Genomic DNA, 19,144 nt, shown 5'->3' on the forward strand with positions numbered 1-19,144 from the left:
GCCGTACGCGCCCGGGTGCCACTCGCACCCGGGCGCGTACGCGTTTCCGGGCGCCTCCGGTCAGCGTGCTCGAACGTCTTGTGCGGCGAAGATTGGCGCGGGCTCGTCTGGCGCGACTCGGCCGCTCTGCCCCGTCAGGTCTGTCGGGCCGCCGAGATTGCCGGCTGAGTGCGCCGGTGCGAGGAGTGTGACCGCCGGGTGCGGAAAACTTTTCTGTCGCTGTGGTGGGGCCGACTGGTCGACGAGATGGGCTCCTACCTGTGTGGACGTACTCACGCGTCAACCGACGCACCTCCTAAACATTGACGAATGACGGTGTCGATTGAGGTGAGTCGGTTTGGGCTTTCGGTGGGTCGGGCACTTAGCCGTCACGACAGGAAGCACACGCCTCGTGTGTCAGACATTCTTTTAAGGAGGGCGACCGTGGAGTTCACCGTGTGGGGCATCATCACTGCGATCGTTGTTGGTCTCATCGTCGGCGCGCTCGGCCGTCTGGTCGTCCCGGGCCGGCAGAACATGCCGATCTGGCTGCACATGCTGATCGGCATCGGCGCCGCGCTGCTGGGCACCGTCCTGGCGCGGGCCATTGGCATCGCGACTGAGACGAGCGGTATCGACTGGGGCGAGCTGCTGGTGCAGGTCGTTGTGGCTGCGATCGCCGTCGCGCTGGTGGCCGGTGTGGGTGGCCGCCGCCGGGTGACCCGGTAACACCACGGCACCAACCCTTACTACTGCGACACCCCGATGGGCGCCCGGCCGACAGGCCTGGCGCCCATCGGCGTTCCGCCCGTCGTGGCGGGCGTCGCCGCTTCCGTGCGCTGCGGCGTGCGTCGCTGTGCTCCGTCCGCTGCGGCGGCGTTGCTGTGCTCCGTCCGTCGGGTGGGCCTCACGTCCGACGTCGCTGGCATGCGACTCGAGGTTTGCCCCTTATGCGGTCGGCGGTGTGCCGTGGTGCGGTCTGCGGTCTGCGGTCTGCGGTCTGCGGTGTGCCGTGGTGCGGTCTGCGGATTGGCGTGGTGCGGCCCTCGGTTTGCCATGGTGCGGCCCGAGGCCTGCCGATTGGAGCCTGAGGTCTGCGGCGACGCCCGCCCGACGTCTGCGGCGTCCTGTTGGAGGTCCCCGGCGAGCTGGACCGCAGTGATCATCTCGGTTTGGTGAAGCTGGGGTGTCCTGGGTGTTGTATCGCCGCACAGCCACCGCCACTAACCCCACAAAATCCATCTCACCTCCCCGCCTCGAGAGATCTTGGACAGTTTCCGTTAGCACGGAACGGAAACTGTCCAAGATCTCTTGTCGGCTCCGGTTGAACGACGCCATCCGCCTCCGCCGGATGCGGCGCGGCGCGCAACCCGCACGGACCGACATGATCCACTCGGCTTTCATGAAGTCGGGGTATCCCCGCACCTGGACACCGCGGTTTCAAGGAACCCGAGTTGATCATGGCCCGGCGGCCCGGCGGCCCGGCGGCCCGGCGGCCCGGCGGCCCGGCGGCCCGGCGGCCCGGCGGCCCGGCGGCCCGGCGGCCCGGCGGCCCGGCTGCCCGGCTGCCCGGCTGCCCGGTTGCCCGGCTGCCCGGTTGCCCGGCTGCCCGGCTGCCCGGCCGGTTGCCCGGTTGCCCGGTTGCCCGGGCGATCCGGCGGTCGGGCGGTGGCGTGGGCGGGGTGGTCAGGTGGCCGGGCGGTGGCGCGGGCGGGGTGGTCAGGTGGCCGGGCGGCCGGGTGGGCGGGGTGGTCGGGTGGGGCTGCGGTGGAACGTGCCTTTGTTGGCCAAGTCGTGATCGTTTGGTGAGTGAAGTCGGTTTGGATTTTGGGTGGGTAGGGCAATTAACGGTCACGACAGGAAGCACACGCACCGTGTGTCAGACATTCTTGAAGGAGGGTGGCCGTGGAGCTCACCGTGTGGGGCATCATCACTGCGATCGTTGTTGGTCTCATCGTCGGCGCGCTCGGCCGCCTGGTCGTTCCGGGTCGGCAGAACATGCCGATCTGGCTGCACCTACTGATCGGCATCGGCGCCGCGCTGCTGGGCACCGTCCTGGCGCGGGCCATCGGCATCGCGACTGAGACGAGCGGCATCGACTGGGGCGAGCTGCTGGTGCAGGTTGTTGTGGCTGCGATCGCTGTCGCGCTGGTGGCCGGTGTGGGTCGCCGCCGCAGCGTCACCCGATAACGACCCGGCATCATCTGACGAGACAGCAGAACTGGTAGGACAGCACTACTGGAAAGAGCGCCCGGCCGAGAGCCGGGCGCTCTTTCGTGCTGGAAGGCCCGACTTTGGCCGGATGTTGGAGTGCCGGTCGTCGGGCTGCTGCGGTACGGTCGCCTCGCTTCGGCCAGTCCCGCCCACTGTCGTAAAGGAATTCTCCGTACTAGGGTGCGGCGGAGAAGGTTAGTTCCAGGCGGCGCGAGGGGAGAAGTGGCGTGAACAGGTGGAAGCGGCTGGCCCCGGTCACCGCCATGGTGGCCTCGGCCGCGATGGTGCTGACCGGCTGTGGAGGCTCCGGCGACGACGCGGCTGACGACAGCAAGCTCACGGTCTGGATGATGGGCGAGGGCGGGGACGCGCAGAACTCCTTCCTCGACGGGGTCGAGGCCGAGTTCCGCCAGAAGCACCCCGACACCGACGTGGTGGTGCAGTACATCCCCTGGCTGGAGGCGCCCAAGAAGTTCCAGGCGGCGCTCGCCGGCGGTGAGGGACCGGACATCACCGAGCTGGGCAACACCGAGACTCAGGGTTGGGCCGCCCAGGAGGCGCTCGCCGACGTGAGTGGTCGGATGGGCGGCTGGGCCGACGGCAAGGATCTGCTGCCCGACCTGGTGCGCAACGCTCAGCTCGACGGCAAGCAGTACGGCGTGCCCTGGTACGCGGGTGTGCGCGCCATCTACTACCGCACGGACTGGTTCGCCGAGGCCGGCGTGCAGCCCCCGAAGACCTGGGACGACCTGGTGACGGTGGCCAAGGCCGTGCAGGCGAAGAAGAAGGGCACCTACGGCATCGCGCTGCCCGGCAACTCCGAGCTGCCTTTCTACTCCTTCCTCTGGGGCGCGGGCGGCGAGATCGCCAGCAACCAGGGCGGCACCTGGAAGTCCGGCTACACCACGCCCGAGGCGCAGCGGGCCGTCAAGTTCTGGACCGACCTGGTGACCGTGCACAAGGTCGCCCCGCCGGCGGCGGCGGGTTGGAACGAGATCGACGCGCGTACCCAGTTCGCCACCGGCAAGGCCGCGATGGCCTTCGCCGGTAGCTGGCAGCAGGGCGCCATCAAGAAGGACAACCCCGAGATCGAGAAGGTCTGGGGTACGTTCCCGATCCCCGGCCCGGACGGCAAGGCGGCGCCCGGTTTCGCGGGCGGCTCGGACGTGGCGATCTGGAAGGACAGTGAGCGGCAGGACCTGGCCTGGGACTACCTGACAGTGCTGCTGAACAAGAAGAACGCGCAGAGCTTCGCGAGCAGCCTCGGCTTCTTCCCGGTCTACAAGGACCTGGTCTCCGGTGACGCGTACGCGAACGACAAGGTGATGGCGTCGTTCGCCACCACGATGCAGAACACCAAGCTCACGCCGCTCACCCCGAAGTGGGTGGAGGTCAGCCGGACGAAGACGGTGACCCAGGCGATGAACAGCTCGGTCATGAAGGGGCAGAAGACGGTCGAGAAGGCTACCGCCGATGCGGCCGTTGAGATGGAAGGCATTCTGAACAGCAAGTGAGCGCTCAGACAAAAAGTCCGAAGACGGCCGCCGCGCGGGAGACCCCTGTGCGGCGGCGTCGCCGGGTGGACCGCCTGCCCTACCTGCTGCTCCTGCCCGCCCTGCTGATCATCGGGGTGCTGCTGCTCTGGCCGCTCGGCCAGGTGGTGGTGATGTCCTTCTACCGGCTGAACAGCGTCCGGCAACTGCGCGGCGATCGGGAGTGGCCGTGGGTGGGGTTCGGCAACTACGTCGACATCCTCTCCGACCCGTTCTTCCTGACCGTGCTGCGCAACACGGTTCTGTTCGCCGCAGCGAACGTGCTGCTCACCATGGTGCTCGGCACCCTGGTGGGGCTGCTGCTCAACCGGCTCGGTCGCAAGATGGCGACGTTCGTGGCCAGCTGCGTGATGCTCGCCTGGGCAACGCCGGCGCTGACCGGCACCATCGTCTGGAAATGGATCTTCGACGACACGAGTGGCCTGGTCACGTGGCTGTTCAACGCGTTGCCGGATGGGCTGTCGAACAGCCTGTTCGGGCGCAGCGACTGGACCGGATACGGCTGGTTCAACTCGCCACTGCTCTTCTTCGCCATCCTCACCCTGGTGGTGGTCTGGCACTCGTTCCCGTTCATCGCGGTGAGTGTGCTGGCCGGTCTCAAGAGCGTGCCGAGTGAGCTGCACGAGGCGGCCCGGGTGGACGGCGCCAGCCCGTGGCGGGTCTTCTGGAAGATCACCTTCCCGTTGCTGCGCCCGGTCTTCGGGATCCTGATCGTGCTCTCCACGATCTGGGACTTCAAGGTCTTCACCCAGCAGTTCGTGCTGGCCGGCGGCACCCAGGACCGGCCGACGTTCATGCTCGCCATCTACTCGTACGCCGAAGCCTTCTCTCCGCCGCCCAAGTATGGGCTCGGCGCGGCCATCGCGGTGATCCTCACGCTGATCCTGCTGGTGGTCACCGGCTTCTACGTACGGATGGTGCTCAGGCAGGAGGACGAGTCGTGAAGAAAATCGCCCTCAACGGCGCCGGGCTGCTGGTCGCGCTCTTCGCGGCGTTCCCGGTCTACTGGATGATCTCCACCTCGCTGAAGCCGAGCAGGGAGATCTTCTCGTCCACTCCGCAGCCGGTGCCGACCCATCCGACGCTGGATCACTACCGGGAGATCCTGACCGGCAACCTGATCCCCGGCGTCAGCTTCCTCGACTTCTTCCTCAACAGCGCGCTGGTTGCCGTCTCCACTGTGGTGCTCAGCGGTCTGGTGGCGTTGCTCGCCGCGACAGCGGTGGCCCGGTTCCGTTTCAAGCTGCGGACCAGCTTCCTGATCATGCTGCTGGTGGTGCAGATGATCCCGCTGGAGGCGTTGGTCATCCCGCTCTTCCTGATGATCCAGCGGCTCGGGCTCTACAACACCCTGCCCAGCCTGATCCTCACGTACCTCGGGTTCTCGCTGCCGTTCGCGGTGTGGATGCTGCGCGGCTTCGTCGCCGCGGTGCCCAAGGAACTGGAGGAGGCTGCGGCGATCGACGGGGCCAGCCGGGCCCAGATCTTCCGCCGGGTGCTCTTCCCGCTGGTGGCGCCCGGCCTGGTGGCGACCAGCATCTTCTCCTTCATCACCGCGTGGAACGAGCTGATCTTCGCGTTGACGTTCATCAACGACCAGGGCAGCTACACGCTTCCGGTGGCGATGACCTTCTTCTTCGGCCGGGACGACACCAACTGGGGGCCGGTGATGGCCGCGTCCACCCTGTTCACCCTGCCGGTCATCATCTTCTTCCTGCTGGTGCAGCGTCGGATGGTCTCCGGCCTGGTGGCCGGCGCCGTCAAGGGCTGACCCTCGCGCCCCGACAGTCCGAGGCCGACGTCGGCCCACGTGCGGAATGCTGACGCCGGTGCCGGATCCCCCGTGCCGGGCAGGTTGGTCGGCGTTGGACCGCCACTAGGCTGGCGGTCATGACGGGCAGGGTGGCAGCGGTGAACCTCGGCATCGTGACCGAGGCTGGGTGGGCCGGCGACGCGAGCGGTCGCAGCGGCATCGACAAGCGGCCGGTCGACGGCTCGGTGTCGCTGCTCACTGGCGGTGTGGCGGGCGACTTCATCGGCGAGCGGCCCCAGCACGGCGGCCCCGACCAGGCCGTCTACGCGTACGCGGAGGAGGACGCCGCCTGGTGGGTGGCCGAACTGGGCCGCGCCATACCGCCTGGCGGCTTCGGCGAGAACCTGACCACCTACGCGGTCGACGTGACGGGTGCGGTGATCGGCGAGCAGTGGCAGGTCGGCTCCGCCCTGCTCCAGGTCACCAAGCCGCGCACCCCCTGCACCACGTTCGCCGGGTTCTGGGGCGTACCGGATCTGATCAAGCGGTTCACCGTCCGGGCATCGCCCGGGGCCTACCTGCGGGTGCTGCGCGAGGGGGAGGTCGGCGCGGGCGACCCGGTCGAGGTGGTGGACCGGCCGGCGCACGGTGTCACCATCGGTGAGGTGTTCCGGGCGACCAGCCTGGAGCCGGAGTTGTTGCCTCGGCTTCTCGACGCCGAGGACCTGCCGGCGCCGATCCGGGAGAAGGTTCGACGACGCCTCGCCGCCCAGGGCTGACCGGCCGCGACGGCATCCACCGCGACGTCGCGGCGAGCACCGACGGTATCCACCGCGGCGAGCACCGAAGGCATCGGCCGCGGCGAGCACAGACGGCATCCGTCGCGGCGAGCACAGGCGGCATCGACCGCGACGTCGCGGCGAGCGCCGACAGGCTCGGCGGATCCGACCCGGAAGAAACTCCGATGACGGGCCCAGCGGCGGACTTGCCCGTATTGTCCCCACGGAGGGCGTGCGGCGGGGACCGGGTGGAGCGCGATGTCGATGGCGACGGACGGCGGTGCCGCAGCCGCGTCACACCCCGATCCGGGCGTGGAGCGTCCGGCGTTCCTGGAACTCTTCTTCGACCTCGTCTACGTCTTCGCCCTGGTCACCCTGGCGACGGTGCTGGCCGACAACCTGACCTGGACCGGCATCGTCGAGACGCTGGTGTTGCTGCTCGCGTTCACGATGATCTGGGCGCTGACCGTCTGGACGGCGGACAGCGTCGACCTGACCCGCCCGGCCGGGCAGGGGCAGTTCATCTGGGTGGCGGCTGCCAGCCTGCTGTTGGCCGCGCTCGCCGCCGATGCGTACGGCGACCGCGGGCTGCTGTTCGCCACCACGTACCTGGTCATCCACCTCAGCACCGCGGCCTACTACATGGTGGTCGTCTCGCACCGGAGACCGCCGCGCCGCAGCGTCCGGATCCTGATCTGGGAGGCTGCCGCGGGCATCGGCTGGATCGGTGGGGCGCTCGTCGGCGGTTCGGGGCAGGTGACGATCTGGGTGCTCGCTGTCGTCGTCGAGTACGGCGCAGCGGCGTTGGGCTGGCCGCTACCCGGGATCGGCCGCTCACGAGCGCGCGACTGGCGGCTGGTCGGCGCGCGGGTGGCCGAGCGTTACCGGCAGTTCGTCATCGTCGCGCTCGGCGTCTCGATCTTCGTGATCGGTACGACCTTCAGCATGAGCGAGTACACGCTTGAGCGAGCCTGGGCTCTACTCGTGGTGTTCACCACCGTCGTGTTGATGTGGCGGATCTACATCTACCGCGCCGGCGAGCTGCTGACCGACGCGATCGCCCGGTCGTCCAACCCGGCGCTGCTCACCCAGTCCGCCGCGGTCACCCATCTGATCATGGTGGCCGGGATCGTCGGCGCGGCGGTCACCAGCCGGCTCGTGCTGGGCCGTCCGATGGGCGAGACCCCGCCCTCGTGGGCCGCGGTGATCCTCGGCGGGCCCGCGGTGTACCTGGTCGGCCGGGGCGTCCTCGACTTCACGGTGTTCGGGCGGATCTCGCGGTCCCGGCTGGCCGGGTTGGTGCTGCTGGTGGGAGTGGCGCCGACCACGCCCCTGCTGCCGCCGGTGCTGGTCGCCCTGCTCGCCATGACGGTGCTGCTCCTGATCGCCGTGGCGAACCTGGTGAGCACCCGGCGACACGCGCGTACGCCGGCACCGCCGATGCTGGGGTGACTCCGCACGGCGGCCGGACGGCCCCTCATCGCGATGGCGCGGCGGCCCCGACCAGCCGTCGGCGCGCGGCCAGCCCTTCCCCGACCAGGGTGACCAGCAGGACCAGGTTCGCCAGCACCAGGGCGGCCAGGGGCGGGATCAGGAGGGTGGCGGGTGCCAGCAGGGCACACAACACCACGATCGCCAGGACCCGGGACCAGAGGGGCCGGCCGGTCACCACGGCATCGAACAGCACGGTGCCGAGCAGGAACAGGGCCGGTCCGCCGAGGGTGGCGACCATCAGCTCGACCGGGGCGCGGCCGAACGGCCGGTCGATGACCAGCGAGGTGCTGGTCGAGACCAGCACCACCCCGGCGACCATGACCAGATGGCTGTACGAGGTGGAGGTGCCGGAGCGGACCCGTTCCACTGTTGCGACGCTCGGTGGTGCCAGGATCCGTTGGACCCGCTGGAAGTAGAGCTGGAACAGCAGGACCGCGCTGACGAACGCGACAGCGCCGGTGGCCACCGCGCCGATGGTGAATCCGCTGCCGGCCAGCCCCGTGCCGGTGCTCAGGATCAACTCGCCGAGCGCGACGATGAAGATCGCCCGGTGCCGCTCGGACAGGTGCACCCCGGTGAAGATCTGGCTGGCCAGCTCGGTACGTCCCAGCTTCGGCGTCGGCCAGCCGACCCGGGCCGAGCCGAGGTCGACCGCCACCGCGAGCGACCAGAGCACCAGTCGGGCGGTCTCATCCACGAACACCCCGGCCACCCAGGGCGTCACTGTGACGCCGAACCAGAAGAACACCCTGATGCTCCTGGCCTGGATCGGCCGGTTCACCCGGGTGCCGGGGATCAGGACGGCGTCGCGGACCAGGTGGATGCCGAAGTAGGCCGCGACGAAGAGCCACCCGTACCGACCGAAGGCGTACGGGGTCGCGATCGCCATCAGCAGGGTGCCGAGCATGACCAGCAGGGTGGTCGCCTGGATGATCGGCAGTTGGGGGTTGAACAGGTCGGTGAGCCACGCGGTCAGCACCCAGACCCACCAGGCGGCCAGCAGCAGGACGGCGGTCTGCGCCGCGCCCTGGAAGGTGAGGTTCTCGGCCAGGCTGGCAGCGAGCCGGGAGAACATGAAGATGTAGACGAGATCGAAGAAGAGTTCCAGGAAGGTCGGGTATTCCGGCTCGCCGCGGCGGCGGAGGATCCGGGGGAGCGGAGCGGATGTCACTGCGCTGCCTCCTGTGCCACCCACGCCCTGGGCGGGGGCGCCGCGCCCCGACCTGCGCACCCGCCACGCTACCGACAGTGCGGTCCCCGGTGGCCGGAACGGGCTCGGCCCGAACGGTCGGGTCCGCAGACGTGGAAACGGCCCCCCGCCAACGCTTGGCGTCGGTGGGGGGCCGTCCTACGAGCGGTGGGTCAGCGGAGCCAGGGGATGTTGCGGTCGAGCAGACCGCGCTCCTTGAGCTCCTTGCGGAGCGGGATCTCGTCGTCGACGTACCCGTCCCAGTTGATGCCCCAGTAGTTGGCGGTGTGGGTGCCCTCACCGATCAGCTGGCGCTGCACGGGGGTGCGGTTGCGGTACCACTCGCCGTTCACGTCGGGGTGCAGCTCGTCCAGCGGACGGATCCACCGGTAGGTGTAGCCGACGAAGAGCATCTTGCGGGTGATGGTCGACAGGTTCGTCGACCGTGAGTGCCACTGCCGGCGGTCGAAGATGAAGGCGTCGCCCGGGTTGGCGGTGATCTCCACCGTGCCCTCCGGGTCGGGGTTCTGCACCGTGAGGTCCGCCGGCCGGGGCAGCGAGTTCTTCAGGTGGCTGCCCGGGATGACCTTGGTGGCGCCGCGGCCGGTCTCGGAGAGGTCCGACAGCACGTACGCGACCTTCAGCGAGAACATCGGCCGAGGCAGGTTCGGGTCCATCGTCTCCGGGTCGGAGTTCTGCCGGTACCCGTCCTGGTGCCAACCCCAGTACGGCTTCTCCGGCTCGGCGGCCGGTGGGGTGACGTCCAGGTGGTTGTGGTGGGTGTAGATGTTCCAGCCGGCCAGCCCCCACATGTACGGGAAGGCGATCGGGTGGGTCAGCAGCTCGCCGAAGAGCTCGTCGCGCTCCAGGAAGCCCAGCAGGTGCAGGGTGCCGTCCTTCTTGGTGGTGCCCTTGGCCTGCTCCTCCGCGTAGACGCGGTCGACCGCCGCCTCCAGCGCCGCCCGGTGGTCCTCCGTCAGGACGTTGCGCAGCAGGAGGAAGCCCTGCTCGTGGAACTCCTTGCGGTCAATGTCGCTGATCGGTTCGTAACCGGTCCGGTCGCCGTAATCGAACACCGCGTCGTACCCCTCCCCATGAGGTGAAACCTTTTCTGGCACAGGCCGCCGATCGTAACGCGGCCGTCCAGGCATCGGGGAGGGTGTGGTGCGGGATTGGGCCACGGCGGGACCCCACGCAGTGAGAGAAACGCACAGAGTGAGATCTGCGTGATCAATAGTGCGATTCGGCGGGCATTGCCCGATTGTGCGGTGACTGCCGGTTAAGAGATCCGGGTCGGTCAACCCTCGTTGAACACCTCGGCGACCACCTGACCGGCGGGGTTCTGTCGGCCGTCCACCCGGCCCCACGAGCCGTCGCGGGCGGTCCACTCCAGGTCGCCGAAGCGGACCCGCTTCACGCCGTGGTCCTGGGCGTGCGAGACCAGCCAGTGCGCGTACCGCCAGCCGTCGCGCTGGTCGCCCGGAGTCACCGCCAACCCGGTCGGGTCGGTCGGGTCGGTGCCCTTCAGCCCCCAGTCCAGCACCAGGTTGCGGGTCAGTTGCGCGGCCGCCGCCGCGCCGTGCATCGCCGGGGTGCGCCCCACCGAGCAGGAGACCGCGCCGCTGGCGTCGCCGAGCAGGGCCCGGCTGAGCACCTCGGAGTCGTCGGCCCACTTCTGGTACGCCTCGGGGAACGCCGAGCGCTGCACCCGCTGGGCGGCGTCGGTGACCCGCATCTTCTCCCAGCCGCGCACCTTCTTCAGGGCGGCGTAGAACCGGTTGGCCGCGTAACGCGGGTCGCGGATCTGCGCCGGAGTGCCCCAACCCTGGCTTGGCCGCTGCTGGAACAGGCCGACCGAGTCGCGGTCGCCGTCGGCGAGGTTGCGCAGCCCGGACTCCTGGTACGCGGTGGCGAGCGCGACCACGACGGCCCGCTCCGGCATTCCGCGCTTCGCGCCGATCGCCGCGATGGTCGCCGCGTTGGCCATCTGGTCGGCGTCCAGCGCGACACGTCCGTCGGCCTGCACCGTGCACTTCCGTGCCACCAGCGGCAACCTGAGGTTGTCGCCCACCTGCCGTACGACGAGCCAGATCGCGATCACGGCGACGAGGATGAGCACCACTCCACCCGCCACGGTTGCCCGAGTTCGCACCCACACCCCCAGATCGACAGTTCGCCAAGCGTACGTCCCCGCAGGCCCTCTCCGGGTCGTCCGAGCGGTTCGGGCCCAGCCTGGCCGACTCCGACCAGTTCGGGGCGGCTCCGCTGTGGCGTACCGGTTGGCGACGTTCCCGCTCCGGTCGCGATCTCACCTGCTGCGACGTTCTGTACCGGCCAGGGCTGTCATGAGCGTCACCGGGTAACCGACAACGGGAAGCGATTGATCGGTCAAGGACTTAACCGAGTTGACATATCAATCCGACTTACCACCCAACCCGGGCGCGTTGGTCGCCGAACGAGGAGGAGTTCCATGGGAACGCTCGATGGCAAGGTCGTCCTGATCACCGGCACCGGCGGTGGTCTGGGCCGCGTCGCGGCGCTGACCTTCGCCCGCGAGGGCGCGAAGGTCGTCGGGGCCGACCTCCAGGTCGCCGGCAACGACGAGACGGTCGAACTCGTCCGCCGCGCCGGCGGCGAGATGACCGGCATCGCGCCGGTCGACCTCACCGACCCCGAGCAGGTACGCAAGCTCGTCGACGACGCCGCTGCCGCCTACGGCGGGCTCGACATCGTCTACAACAACGCAGCCGCTCTCCGCTTCGGACCGATGCCTGACTTCTCCGTGCAGGACTGGCGCTACACCATCACCGGAGAACTCGACATTCCGTACTTCGTGTCGAAGTTCGCCTGGCCGCACCTGGTCCGGCGCGGTGGCGGTGTCATCATCAGCGCCGCCTCCATGGCCGGGTCGATCGGCGGTCACGTCCCGCCGATGGTCGGTCACACCGCCGCGAACGCCGGCATCATCGGCATGACGCGACAGCTCGCGCTCGAAGGCGCGCCCCACGGCATCCGCGCGGTGGCGGTCAGTCCCGGGCCCACCCTCACTCCGGCCAGCGAACGCGACCTCGGTGACAACCAGGAGGCCCGGGACGCCATCACCGCCAAGACGCTCCTCAAGCGCTTCGCGCGTCCCGAGGAGGTCGTCGAGCTGGTGGTCTTCCTCGCTTCCGACCGGGCGTCGTACATCACCGGGGCGAACTACCCGGTCGACGGCGGCGCGACCGCCTGGTGACCCGACAGTGGGGCGCCGCCGCTCCCGGTGGCGCCCCGGCCGTCAGCCGTCGAGAGCGGGCACCCAGCGCGCCGGTCGACGTTCGCGGAACGCCATGACTCCCTCGCGTCCCTCGTCGGAGAGGAAGTAGCCGGTCGAGACGGCGGAGAGGCGGGCCAGGTCGGCGCGCAACTCGGCGGTACCTGGTCGGCGCAGCAACTCCTTCGCGCCGGCCAGCGCCCCCGGCGCGCCGCGCACCAGCGAGTCGCAGTAGCTGCGTACCGCGTCGTCCAACCCGTCCGCCGGGACCGAGGCCGTCACCAGGCCGATCTCGGCGGCCCGGCAGCCGTCGAAGGTGTCGCCGGTCAGGTACAGCGCGGCGGCGGCGCGGGGGTGCAGCCGGGGCAGCACGGTCGCCGAGATGACCGCCGGGATCACCCCGATGCGCACCTCGGTGAACGCGAAGGTCGCCTCGTCGGTGCAGACCGCCAGGTCGGCGGCGGCGATCAGGCCCAGCCCACCGGCCCGCGCCGGCCCGCCGACCCGGGCGAGCACCGGCTTCGGGCACTCCCAGAGCGCCGCGAGCACGTCACCCAGCATGCCGGCCGGCACCGTCCCGCTGGCGTACGCCGCCGCGGTCTCCTTCAGGTCCGCGCCGGAGCAGAAGACCGGGCCGGTGTGGTCGAGCACGATCACTCGAACCGCCTCGTCGGCGACCGCGTCCGCCAGCCCGGCCAGCAGTTGGGTCATCAGGCCGGTGGAGAGCGCGTTGCGGTTGTGCGGGCTGTCCAGGGTGAGGGTGGTCACCCCACGGGCCGTGGCGACCCGCACGAGGACGTCGGGAGAGGTCATGCCGGGCACACTAGTGGCCATGCCCGGCGTCCTTCCAGATGGTGAGACCGTCCCCGTCGACGGATCGTTGCCCGCCACCGCCACCACTGCGGTCGGCGCGCGCGGGTTCGGCGTGTACGTGCACGTGCCGTTCTGCGCCAGCCGCTGCGGATACTGCGACTTCAACACCTACACCGCCGCCGAACTGGGTGGCGGTGCCAGCCGTGAGGGGTACGCCGACACGGTGCTGGCCGAGCTGGCGCTCGCCGCCCGGGTGCTCGGCAACAACCCGCCGCCCCGGGTCGACACCGTCTTCGTCGGCGGCGGCACGCCCACCCTGCTCCCCGCCGACGACCTGGCCCGCATCCTCGACGGCATCGACCGCACCTGGGGGCTGGCCGCCGACGCCGAGGTGACCACCGAGGCCAACCCCGAGTCGGTCACCCCGGAATCGTTGAAGCTGCTGCGGGCGGCCGGCTACACCCGGATCTCGCTGGGCATGCAGTCCGCCTCCCCGGGGGTGCTGGCGATCCTGGACCGCAAACACAGCGCCGGCCGAGCCACCGCCGCCGCCCTGGAGGCGCGCGACGCCGGGTTCGAGCACGTCAACCTGGACCTGATCTACGGCACCCCGGGGGAGCGGGCCGAGGACTTCGCCGCCTCGCTGGAGCAGGTCGTCGCCGCCGGGGTGGACCACGTCAGCGCGTACGCCCTAATCGTCGAGGACGGCACCCGGCTCGCCGCCCGGATGCGGCGCGGCGAGCTGGCGTACCCCAGTGACGACGTGGCAGCGGACCGCTACCTGGCCGCGGAGGCCGCTCTCGACGCGGCCGGGCTCTCCTGGTACGAGGTCTCCAACTGGGCCCGCACCGAACAGGCCCGCTGCCGGCACAACCTGCTCTACTGGACCGGCGCGGACTGGTGGGGGCTGGGGCCGGGGGCGCACAGCCACGTCGGCGGGGTGCGTTGGTGGAACGTGAAGCACCCCACGACGTACGCCCAGCGGCTGGCCACCGGCGCGTCACCCGGCCTGGCCCGGGAGGTGCTCACCGTCGACGAGGCGCACATGGAGGACGTGATGCTGCGGCTGCGGCTGGCCAGCGGTCTGCCGCTGGCGGTGCTCGACGCCACCGGCCGGGCCGGCGCCGAGCGGGCCCTGGCCGGTGGCCTGCTGGCCGCCGACGAGTACGCCGCCGGCCGGGCGGTGCTCACACTGCGCGGGCGGCTGCTCGCCGACGCTGTCGTCCGCGACCTGCTGCCCTGAGTGGCCCACCGCTCCCCGGACCGGAACAGCGGTGAACCGCTCCGGCCGGGGGAGCGGCCGGACCGGTTCACTTGATGAAGTTGGCGGTCATCGGGTAGCGGTACGGGGTGCCCTCGTTGGCCTTCATGCCGGCGATGATCCCGAACAGGATCTGGATCACCACGACGGCGATGCTGGGCAGGAAGAGCAGGCACCAGCTCACGAAGAGCAGCACGAACGCGATGATCGACCAGAGGATCTGGAAGTTCAGGGCGGCGAGGGCGTGCGCCCGGACGGTCGGCGACTGCTGACCCCGGGCCAGGTAGGCGATGAGCGGGGCGACGAAGCCCAGCGGACCAAAGCTGACCAGTGCGCCGAGGGCGCCGCCGAAGTGCGCGACAAGGGCCCAGGTCTTGTCCTCGTTGTTGGCGTAGCCGCCGCCGGGGCCGCCGTAGGCCCCACCGGCCGGATAGCCGCCGGGTGGTGGGTAGCCCCCGGGTGGGGGGTAGCCGCCTGCCGGAGGGTAGCCGCCTGACGGCGGTTGGTCACCGGTGGGCGGCGGATAGCCACCGGCCGGGGGATAGCCGGCCGGGCCGGGTGCCCCGGACAGTGGTGCGGTGGGCGGCTCGGCCGACGGGGACGGGCCTGGGGAGGTGGGCTCCGGCGGGTAGTTGCCGGGGTCGCCCGACCCGGGAGGGCGAGGAGGTTCAGTCATGGATGTCACGGTAGGTGCCCGTGGCAACGCCGCACCAGAGCGACACCGCCCGGCAGTGCGGGCCGATCGGCCCAACGCCGGTGGCGTGGGCCGCACCGACGGGTGGCCGTTGATCATCGCGTCGGCCGGCCCGCCGACGTAGACTGGCACTCGTTACAGTCGAGTGCCAGGACGGCCCGGCCGGCCCAGAGCGCCGGCGGCCGACGTGCGACAGGAGGTGCGGAGGATGGGTCTCGACGACCGGAAACTCGCAGTGCTCCGCGCCATCGTCGAAGACTACGTCTCCACCCAGGAGCCGGTCGGCAGCAAGGCGCTGGTCGAGCGGCACCAGCTCGGGGTCTCCCCGGCCACTGTCCGCAACGACATGGCCGTGCTGGAGGAGGAGGGCTACATCCGGCAGCCGCACACCAGTGCCGGCCGGGTGCCCACCGACCGCGGCTACCGCCTCTTCGTCGACAGGCTCTCCCGGGTCAAGCCGCTCAGCCCGGCCGAGCGCCGGGCCATCGAGCGGTTCCTGGTCGGCGCTGTCGACCTCGACGACGTGGTGCACCGCACGGTGCGACTGCTCGCCCAGCTGACCCGGCAGGTCGCCGTCGTTCAGTACCCGAGCCTGGCCCGCTCCTCGGTGCGTCACCTGGAGCTGGTGCCGATCTCCACCACCCGGCTGATGCTCGTCATGATCGCCGACACCGGGCGGGTGGAACAGCGACTCGTGGAGCTGCCCGGGCCGGTGCCCGCCGACGACGTCACCGACCTGCGTCGACTGATCAACGAGAAGCTCGCCAACGCCCGGCTGTCCGAGACGCCGCCGCTGGTGCAGGCGCTCGTCGAGGAAGCGCCGACCGGGCTGCGTCCGACCATGACCACGCTGGCCACCGTCCTGCTGGAGACGCTCGTCGAGCGGCACGAGGAACGGATCGCGCTCGCCGGCACCGCGAACCTCACCCGGGGCGGCCTGCTCGACTTCCAGGGCTCCCTGCGGCCGATCCTCGAAGCTCTGGAGGAGGAGGTCGTGCTGCTCAAGCTCATCGGTGAGACCGAGCCGAGCACGACCCGGGTGTTGATCGGCGACGAGAACGAGTTCGACAACCTGCGCGCCGCCTCGGTGGTCAGCACCGGGTACGGCCCGGGCACCACCATCGTGGGTGGCCTGGGGGTGCTGGGGCCCACCCGGATGGACTACCCCGGCAACATCGCCACGGTGCGCGCCGTGGCACGCTACGTGGGCGAGTTGCTGGCCCAGAACTGATTGGTCAGGGCCGATGCGGCCGGCTGCGGCCGCCGACCGGCGCAACGCGAGACGAACATGAGGACACGGAACGCAGTGGCCAGGGACTACTACGGCATTCTCGGTGTGAGCCGGGAAGCCTCCGATGACGAGATCAAGCGCGCCTACCGCAAGCTGGCGCGCCAGTTCCACCCGGACGTCAATCCGGACCCGGAGGCTCAGGAGAAGTTCAAGGACATCAACGCCGCGTACGAGGTGCTCTCGGACGACCGGAAGCGGCAGATCGTCGACCTGGGTGGCGACCCGCTCGCCCCGGGTGGCGGCGGCGCTGGCGGCCCGGGTGGCCCCGGAGGCGCCGGCCCGTTCGTCGGTTTCCAGGACATCATGGACGCGTTCTTCGGCGGTGCCGGAGGTGGCGCCCGTGGCCCACGGCCGCGTACCCGCCCGGGCGCCGACGCGATCCTGCGGCTCGAACTCGACCTGCACGAGACGGCCTTCGGCGTGGAGGCCCCGATCACCGTCGACACCGCTGTGCTCTGCACCACCTGCTCCGGTGCCGGCACGGCCGCCGGCACGCACCTGGCGACCTGCGAGGCGTGTGCTGGCCGGGGCGAGGTGCAGTCGGTGCAGCGCACCTTCCTCGGCCAGGTGGTCTCCGCCCGGCCGTGCACCGTGTGCCAGGGCTACGGCACCACCATCCCGCACCCCTGCCCCACCTGCGCCGGCGACGGCCGGGTGCGGACCCGCCGTTCGCTGACCGTCAAGATCCCGGCCGGCGTCGAGGACGGCATGCGGATCCGGCTGGCCCAGCAGGGCGAGGTGGGCCCCGGTGGTGGCACCGCCGGCGACCTCTACGTGGAGATCCACGAGCGGCCGCACGACGTGTACTCCCGCAAGGGCGACGACCTGCACTGCCGGGTCACCGTGCCGATGACGGCGGCGGCGCTGGGCACCCGGCTGACCATCAAGACGCTGGACAGCGAGGAGACCGTCGACGTCAAGGCCGGCACCCAGCCGGCCAGCACGCTGCGACTGCGCGCCCGGGGCGTGCCGCACCTGCGCGGCACCGGCCGAGGCGACCTCTACGTCCACCTGGACGTGCGGACGCCGACCAAGCTCGACCCGGACCAGGAGAAGATGCTGCGCGACTTCGCCAAGACCCGTGGCGAGGAGGTCGCTGAGCTGTCCAAGCAGGGCGGCTTCTTCTCCCGGATGCGCGACGCGTTCAACGGGCACGCCTGAGGTGTCCGCACCGCTGTTCCTGGTGGAGGCGCTGCCCACCGGCGACGCGTTCACAGTGGACGGCCCGGAGGGGCACCACGCCGCGACAGTGCAGCGGCTGCGCGTCGGCGAGGAGCTGCTGCTCGCCGACGGCCGGGGTGGCACGGCCGCCGCCGTGGTCACCGCCGTCGGCCGGGGCAGCCTGGAGGTCACCATCACCTCCCGGGGGTACGCGGACGCGCCGGTACCCCGGCTGGTGACAGTGCAGGGCATCGCCAAGGGCGACCGGGGTGAGCTGGCCGTGCAGGCGATGACCGAGGTCGGGGTGGACGAGATCGTGCCCTGGGCGGCGTCGCGCTCGGTGACGCAGTGGCGCGGCGACCGGGGCGTACGTGCCCGGGAGAAGTGGGTGGCCACCGCCCGGGAGGCGGCCAAGCAGGCCCGCCGGCCGTGGCTGCCGGTGGTGGCCGGCGCGCCGGACGAGTCCACCGCCACTGTGGCCCGTCGGATCGCCGGTGCCGCCGCCGGGTTCGTGCTGCACGAGGAGGCCGAAGACCGGCTCACCACCGCAGAGCTGCCCACCACCGGCGAGATCGTGCTGGTGATCGGTCCGGAGGGTGGCATCGCCCCGGCCGAGCTGACCGCCTTCGCCGAGGCCGGCGGGCGACCCGTACGCCTCGGGCCGGCAGTGCTGCGCACCTCCACCGCCGGCGTGGCGGCCCTCAGCGTGCTCGCCGCCCGCCTCGGCCGCTGGTGACAGTGGGCTCTGGCTGGTTCAGGGCCGGGGAAACACCGGCACCACCTCTTCCTCCGGCCCGAGGTCCAGCCCGGCCGGCCCGATGATCTGCGGGTCAGGCGCGCCGACCACAGCGAGGTCCTTGCCGGTGTAGTCGAAGCGGTGCAGCACGTGCCGCATCGCCTCCAGCCGGGCCCGCTTCTTGTCGTTGCTCTTCACCACAGTCCACGGCGCGTCGGCCGTGTCGGTCCAGAAGAACATCGCCTCCTTGGCCTCGGTGTACTCGTCCCAGCGGTCGAGTGAGGCGATGTCCATCGGAGACAGCTTCCACTGCCGGACCGGGTCGACCTGGCGGATCGCGAACCGGGTGCGCTGCTCGTTCTGGGAGACGGAGAACCAGAACTTGACCAGCCGGATGCCCGAGCGCACCAGCATCCGTTCCAGCTCCGGGGCCTGCCGCAGGAACTCCAGGTACTCCTTGCGGCTACAGAACCCCATCACCCGCTCCACGCCGGCGCGGTTGTACCAGGAACGGTCGAACAGCACGATCTCACCCGCCGCCGGCAGGTGTGCCAGCCACCGCTGGAAGTACCACTGGGCGGCTTCCCGCTCGTCCGGCTTGGCAAGCGCCACCACCGACGCGCCACGCGGGTTGAGGTGCTCCATGAAGCGTTTGATGGTGCCGCCCTTGCCGGCGGCGTCCCGGCCCTCGAAGAGAATCACCAGACGTTCGCCGGATTCCTTGATCCAGTCCTGGAGCTTCAGCAGCTCGATCTGGAGCAGCCGCTTGTCGCGGTCGTACTCGTCGCGGTCCAGCCGCTCGTCGTACGGGTAGTCCTCGCGCCAGGTCTCGACGGGGGTGCCGTCGGGGCGGAGCAGGACAGGGTCGTCGTCGTGGCCATCGGCCACCCGGTAGTCGGCGGTGAGGTCCAGCAGCGCGGAGTCGGCCATGTCGGTGGGACTTACCCTCCCGCGCACCGCCAACCACCCCCCCG

The 19,144-nt window shown here is 70.5% G+C and carries 19 protein-coding genes; 13 read left to right on the plus strand and 6 right to left on the minus strand.

What is annotated here, in order from left to right; translation table 11 throughout:
- Positions 1–423: 423 nt before the first annotated feature.
- The 7 genes from AB0B98_RS09430 to AB0B98_RS09460 all read left to right on the plus strand — a co-directional run bounded on the left by AB0B98_RS09430 (position 424) and on the right by AB0B98_RS09460 (position 7,730).
- Entirely contained in the window at positions 424–708 is a 285-nt protein-coding gene (locus AB0B98_RS09430; protein ID WP_091409827.1) for a GlsB/YeaQ/YmgE family stress response membrane protein, read from the plus strand.
- Positions 709–1,884: 1,176 nt separating this feature from the next.
- On the plus strand, positions 1,885–2,169 hold the full coding sequence (locus AB0B98_RS09435) for a GlsB/YeaQ/YmgE family stress response membrane protein (protein ID WP_357280443.1): 285 nt from the start codon (positions 1,885–1,887) through the stop codon (positions 2,167–2,169).
- A gap of 251 nt (positions 2,170–2,420) precedes the next feature.
- The gene (locus AB0B98_RS09440) at positions 2,421–3,707 is read left to right on the plus strand and encodes a sugar ABC transporter substrate-binding protein (RefSeq protein ID WP_238670400.1); all 1,287 of its coding nucleotides are present in this window, start codon (positions 2,421–2,423) and stop codon (positions 3,705–3,707) included.
- Positions 3,704–4,690, plus strand: a complete 987-nt coding sequence (locus AB0B98_RS09445; RefSeq protein ID WP_357361717.1) for a sugar ABC transporter permease — start codon at positions 3,704–3,706, stop codon at positions 4,688–4,690. Before AB0B98_RS09440 ends, AB0B98_RS09445 begins: the two co-directional genes overlap by 4 nt.
- Positions 4,687–5,517, plus strand: coding sequence for a carbohydrate ABC transporter permease (locus AB0B98_RS09450; protein WP_238670398.1), 831 nt, complete (start codon positions 4,687–4,689; stop codon positions 5,515–5,517). Before AB0B98_RS09445 ends, AB0B98_RS09450 begins: the two co-directional genes overlap by 4 nt.
- Positions 5,518–5,636: 119 nt before the next feature.
- Entirely contained in the window at positions 5,637–6,278 is a 642-nt protein-coding gene (locus AB0B98_RS09455; protein WP_357361718.1) for an MOSC domain-containing protein, read from the plus strand.
- 258 nt (positions 6,279–6,536) lie between these two features.
- Entirely contained in the window at positions 6,537–7,730 is a 1,194-nt protein-coding gene (locus tag AB0B98_RS09460) for a low temperature requirement protein A (RefSeq protein ID WP_357361719.1), read from the plus strand.
- 25 nt (positions 7,731–7,755) lie between these two features.
- On the opposite strand, the gene AB0B98_RS09465 is transcribed toward AB0B98_RS09460, so the two are convergent.
- From AB0B98_RS09465 to AB0B98_RS09475, 3 genes are all read right to left on the minus strand, one after another.
- Entirely contained in the window at positions 7,756–8,943 is a 1,188-nt protein-coding gene (locus tag AB0B98_RS09465) for a low temperature requirement protein A (protein ID WP_357361720.1), read from the minus strand.
- A 191-nt stretch (positions 8,944–9,134) separates the two neighbouring features.
- Complete coding sequence (locus tag AB0B98_RS09470; protein ID WP_112604298.1) at positions 9,135–10,037, minus strand: phytanoyl-CoA dioxygenase family protein; 903 nt, start codon at positions 10,035–10,037, stop codon at positions 9,135–9,137.
- A 221-nt stretch (positions 10,038–10,258) separates the two neighbouring features.
- Entirely contained in the window at positions 10,259–11,119 is an 861-nt protein-coding gene (locus tag AB0B98_RS09475; RefSeq protein ID WP_238670394.1) for a hypothetical protein, read from the minus strand.
- A 312-nt stretch (positions 11,120–11,431) separates the two neighbouring features.
- Here AB0B98_RS09475 and AB0B98_RS09480 point away from each other — a divergent pair, with 312 nt between their 5' ends.
- Positions 11,432–12,196: an SDR family NAD(P)-dependent oxidoreductase gene (locus AB0B98_RS09480; RefSeq protein ID WP_357361721.1), complete on the plus strand. Its 765-nt coding sequence runs from the start codon at positions 11,432–11,434 to the stop codon at positions 12,194–12,196.
- Positions 12,197–12,238: 42 nt separating this feature from the next.
- Here the strand turns inward: AB0B98_RS09480 and AB0B98_RS09485 are convergent, their stop codons facing one another.
- On the minus strand, positions 12,239–13,027 hold the full coding sequence (locus AB0B98_RS09485; protein ID WP_357361722.1) for an enoyl-CoA hydratase-related protein: 789 nt from the start codon (positions 13,025–13,027) through the stop codon (positions 12,239–12,241).
- Positions 13,028–13,046: 19 nt separating this feature from the next.
- On the opposite strand from AB0B98_RS09485, the gene hemW reads away from it, so the two are divergent.
- Positions 13,047–14,270, plus strand: a complete 1,224-nt coding sequence (gene hemW / locus AB0B98_RS09490; protein ID WP_357362013.1) for a radical SAM family heme chaperone HemW — start codon at positions 13,047–13,049, stop codon at positions 14,268–14,270.
- A gap of 67 nt (positions 14,271–14,337) precedes the next feature.
- Here hemW and AB0B98_RS09495 read toward each other — a convergent pair whose 3' ends face one another.
- Positions 14,338–14,964: a DUF4870 domain-containing protein gene (locus AB0B98_RS09495; protein ID WP_238670391.1), complete on the minus strand. Its 627-nt coding sequence runs from the start codon at positions 14,962–14,964 to the stop codon at positions 14,338–14,340.
- Between AB0B98_RS09495 and AB0B98_RS09500 the strand changes: the two genes are divergently transcribed.
- The 4 genes from AB0B98_RS09500 to AB0B98_RS09515 all read left to right on the plus strand — a co-directional run bounded on the left by AB0B98_RS09500 (position 14,963) and on the right by AB0B98_RS09515 (position 18,170).
- Positions 14,963–15,106 carry a hypothetical protein gene (locus AB0B98_RS09500; protein ID WP_238670390.1) on the plus strand — a complete coding sequence of 48 codons (144 nt, stop codon included), beginning with the start codon at positions 14,963–14,965 and terminating at the stop codon, positions 15,104–15,106. The two genes, AB0B98_RS09495 and AB0B98_RS09500, sit on opposite strands and share 2 nt — an antisense overlap.
- An 84-nt stretch (positions 15,107–15,190) precedes the next feature.
- Positions 15,191–16,213 carry a heat-inducible transcriptional repressor HrcA gene (gene hrcA, locus AB0B98_RS09505; protein WP_091409786.1) on the plus strand — a complete coding sequence of 341 codons (1,023 nt, stop codon included), beginning with the start codon at positions 15,191–15,193 and terminating at the stop codon, positions 16,211–16,213.
- Positions 16,214–16,288: 75 nt separating this feature from the next.
- Positions 16,289–17,434 carry a molecular chaperone DnaJ gene (gene dnaJ, locus AB0B98_RS09510; RefSeq protein ID WP_208758636.1) on the plus strand — a complete coding sequence of 382 codons (1,146 nt, stop codon included), beginning with the start codon at positions 16,289–16,291 and terminating at the stop codon, positions 17,432–17,434.
- A gap of 1 nt (position 17,435) precedes the next feature.
- Positions 17,436–18,170: a 16S rRNA (uracil(1498)-N(3))-methyltransferase gene (locus tag AB0B98_RS09515; protein WP_357361723.1), complete on the plus strand. Its 735-nt coding sequence runs from the start codon at positions 17,436–17,438 to the stop codon at positions 18,168–18,170.
- Positions 18,171–18,188: 18 nt separating this feature from the next.
- Here AB0B98_RS09515 and ppk2 read toward each other — a convergent pair whose 3' ends face one another.
- On the minus strand, positions 18,189–19,127 hold the full coding sequence (ppk2, locus tag AB0B98_RS09520; RefSeq protein WP_357361724.1) for a polyphosphate kinase 2: 939 nt from the start codon (positions 19,125–19,127) through the stop codon (positions 18,189–18,191).
- Between the last annotated feature and the right edge of the window lie 17 nt (positions 19,128–19,144).

The organism is Micromonospora sp. NPDC048947, assembly GCF_040649495.1.
Lineage (GTDB): Bacteria > Actinomycetota > Actinomycetes > Mycobacteriales > Micromonosporaceae > Micromonospora > Micromonospora alfalfae.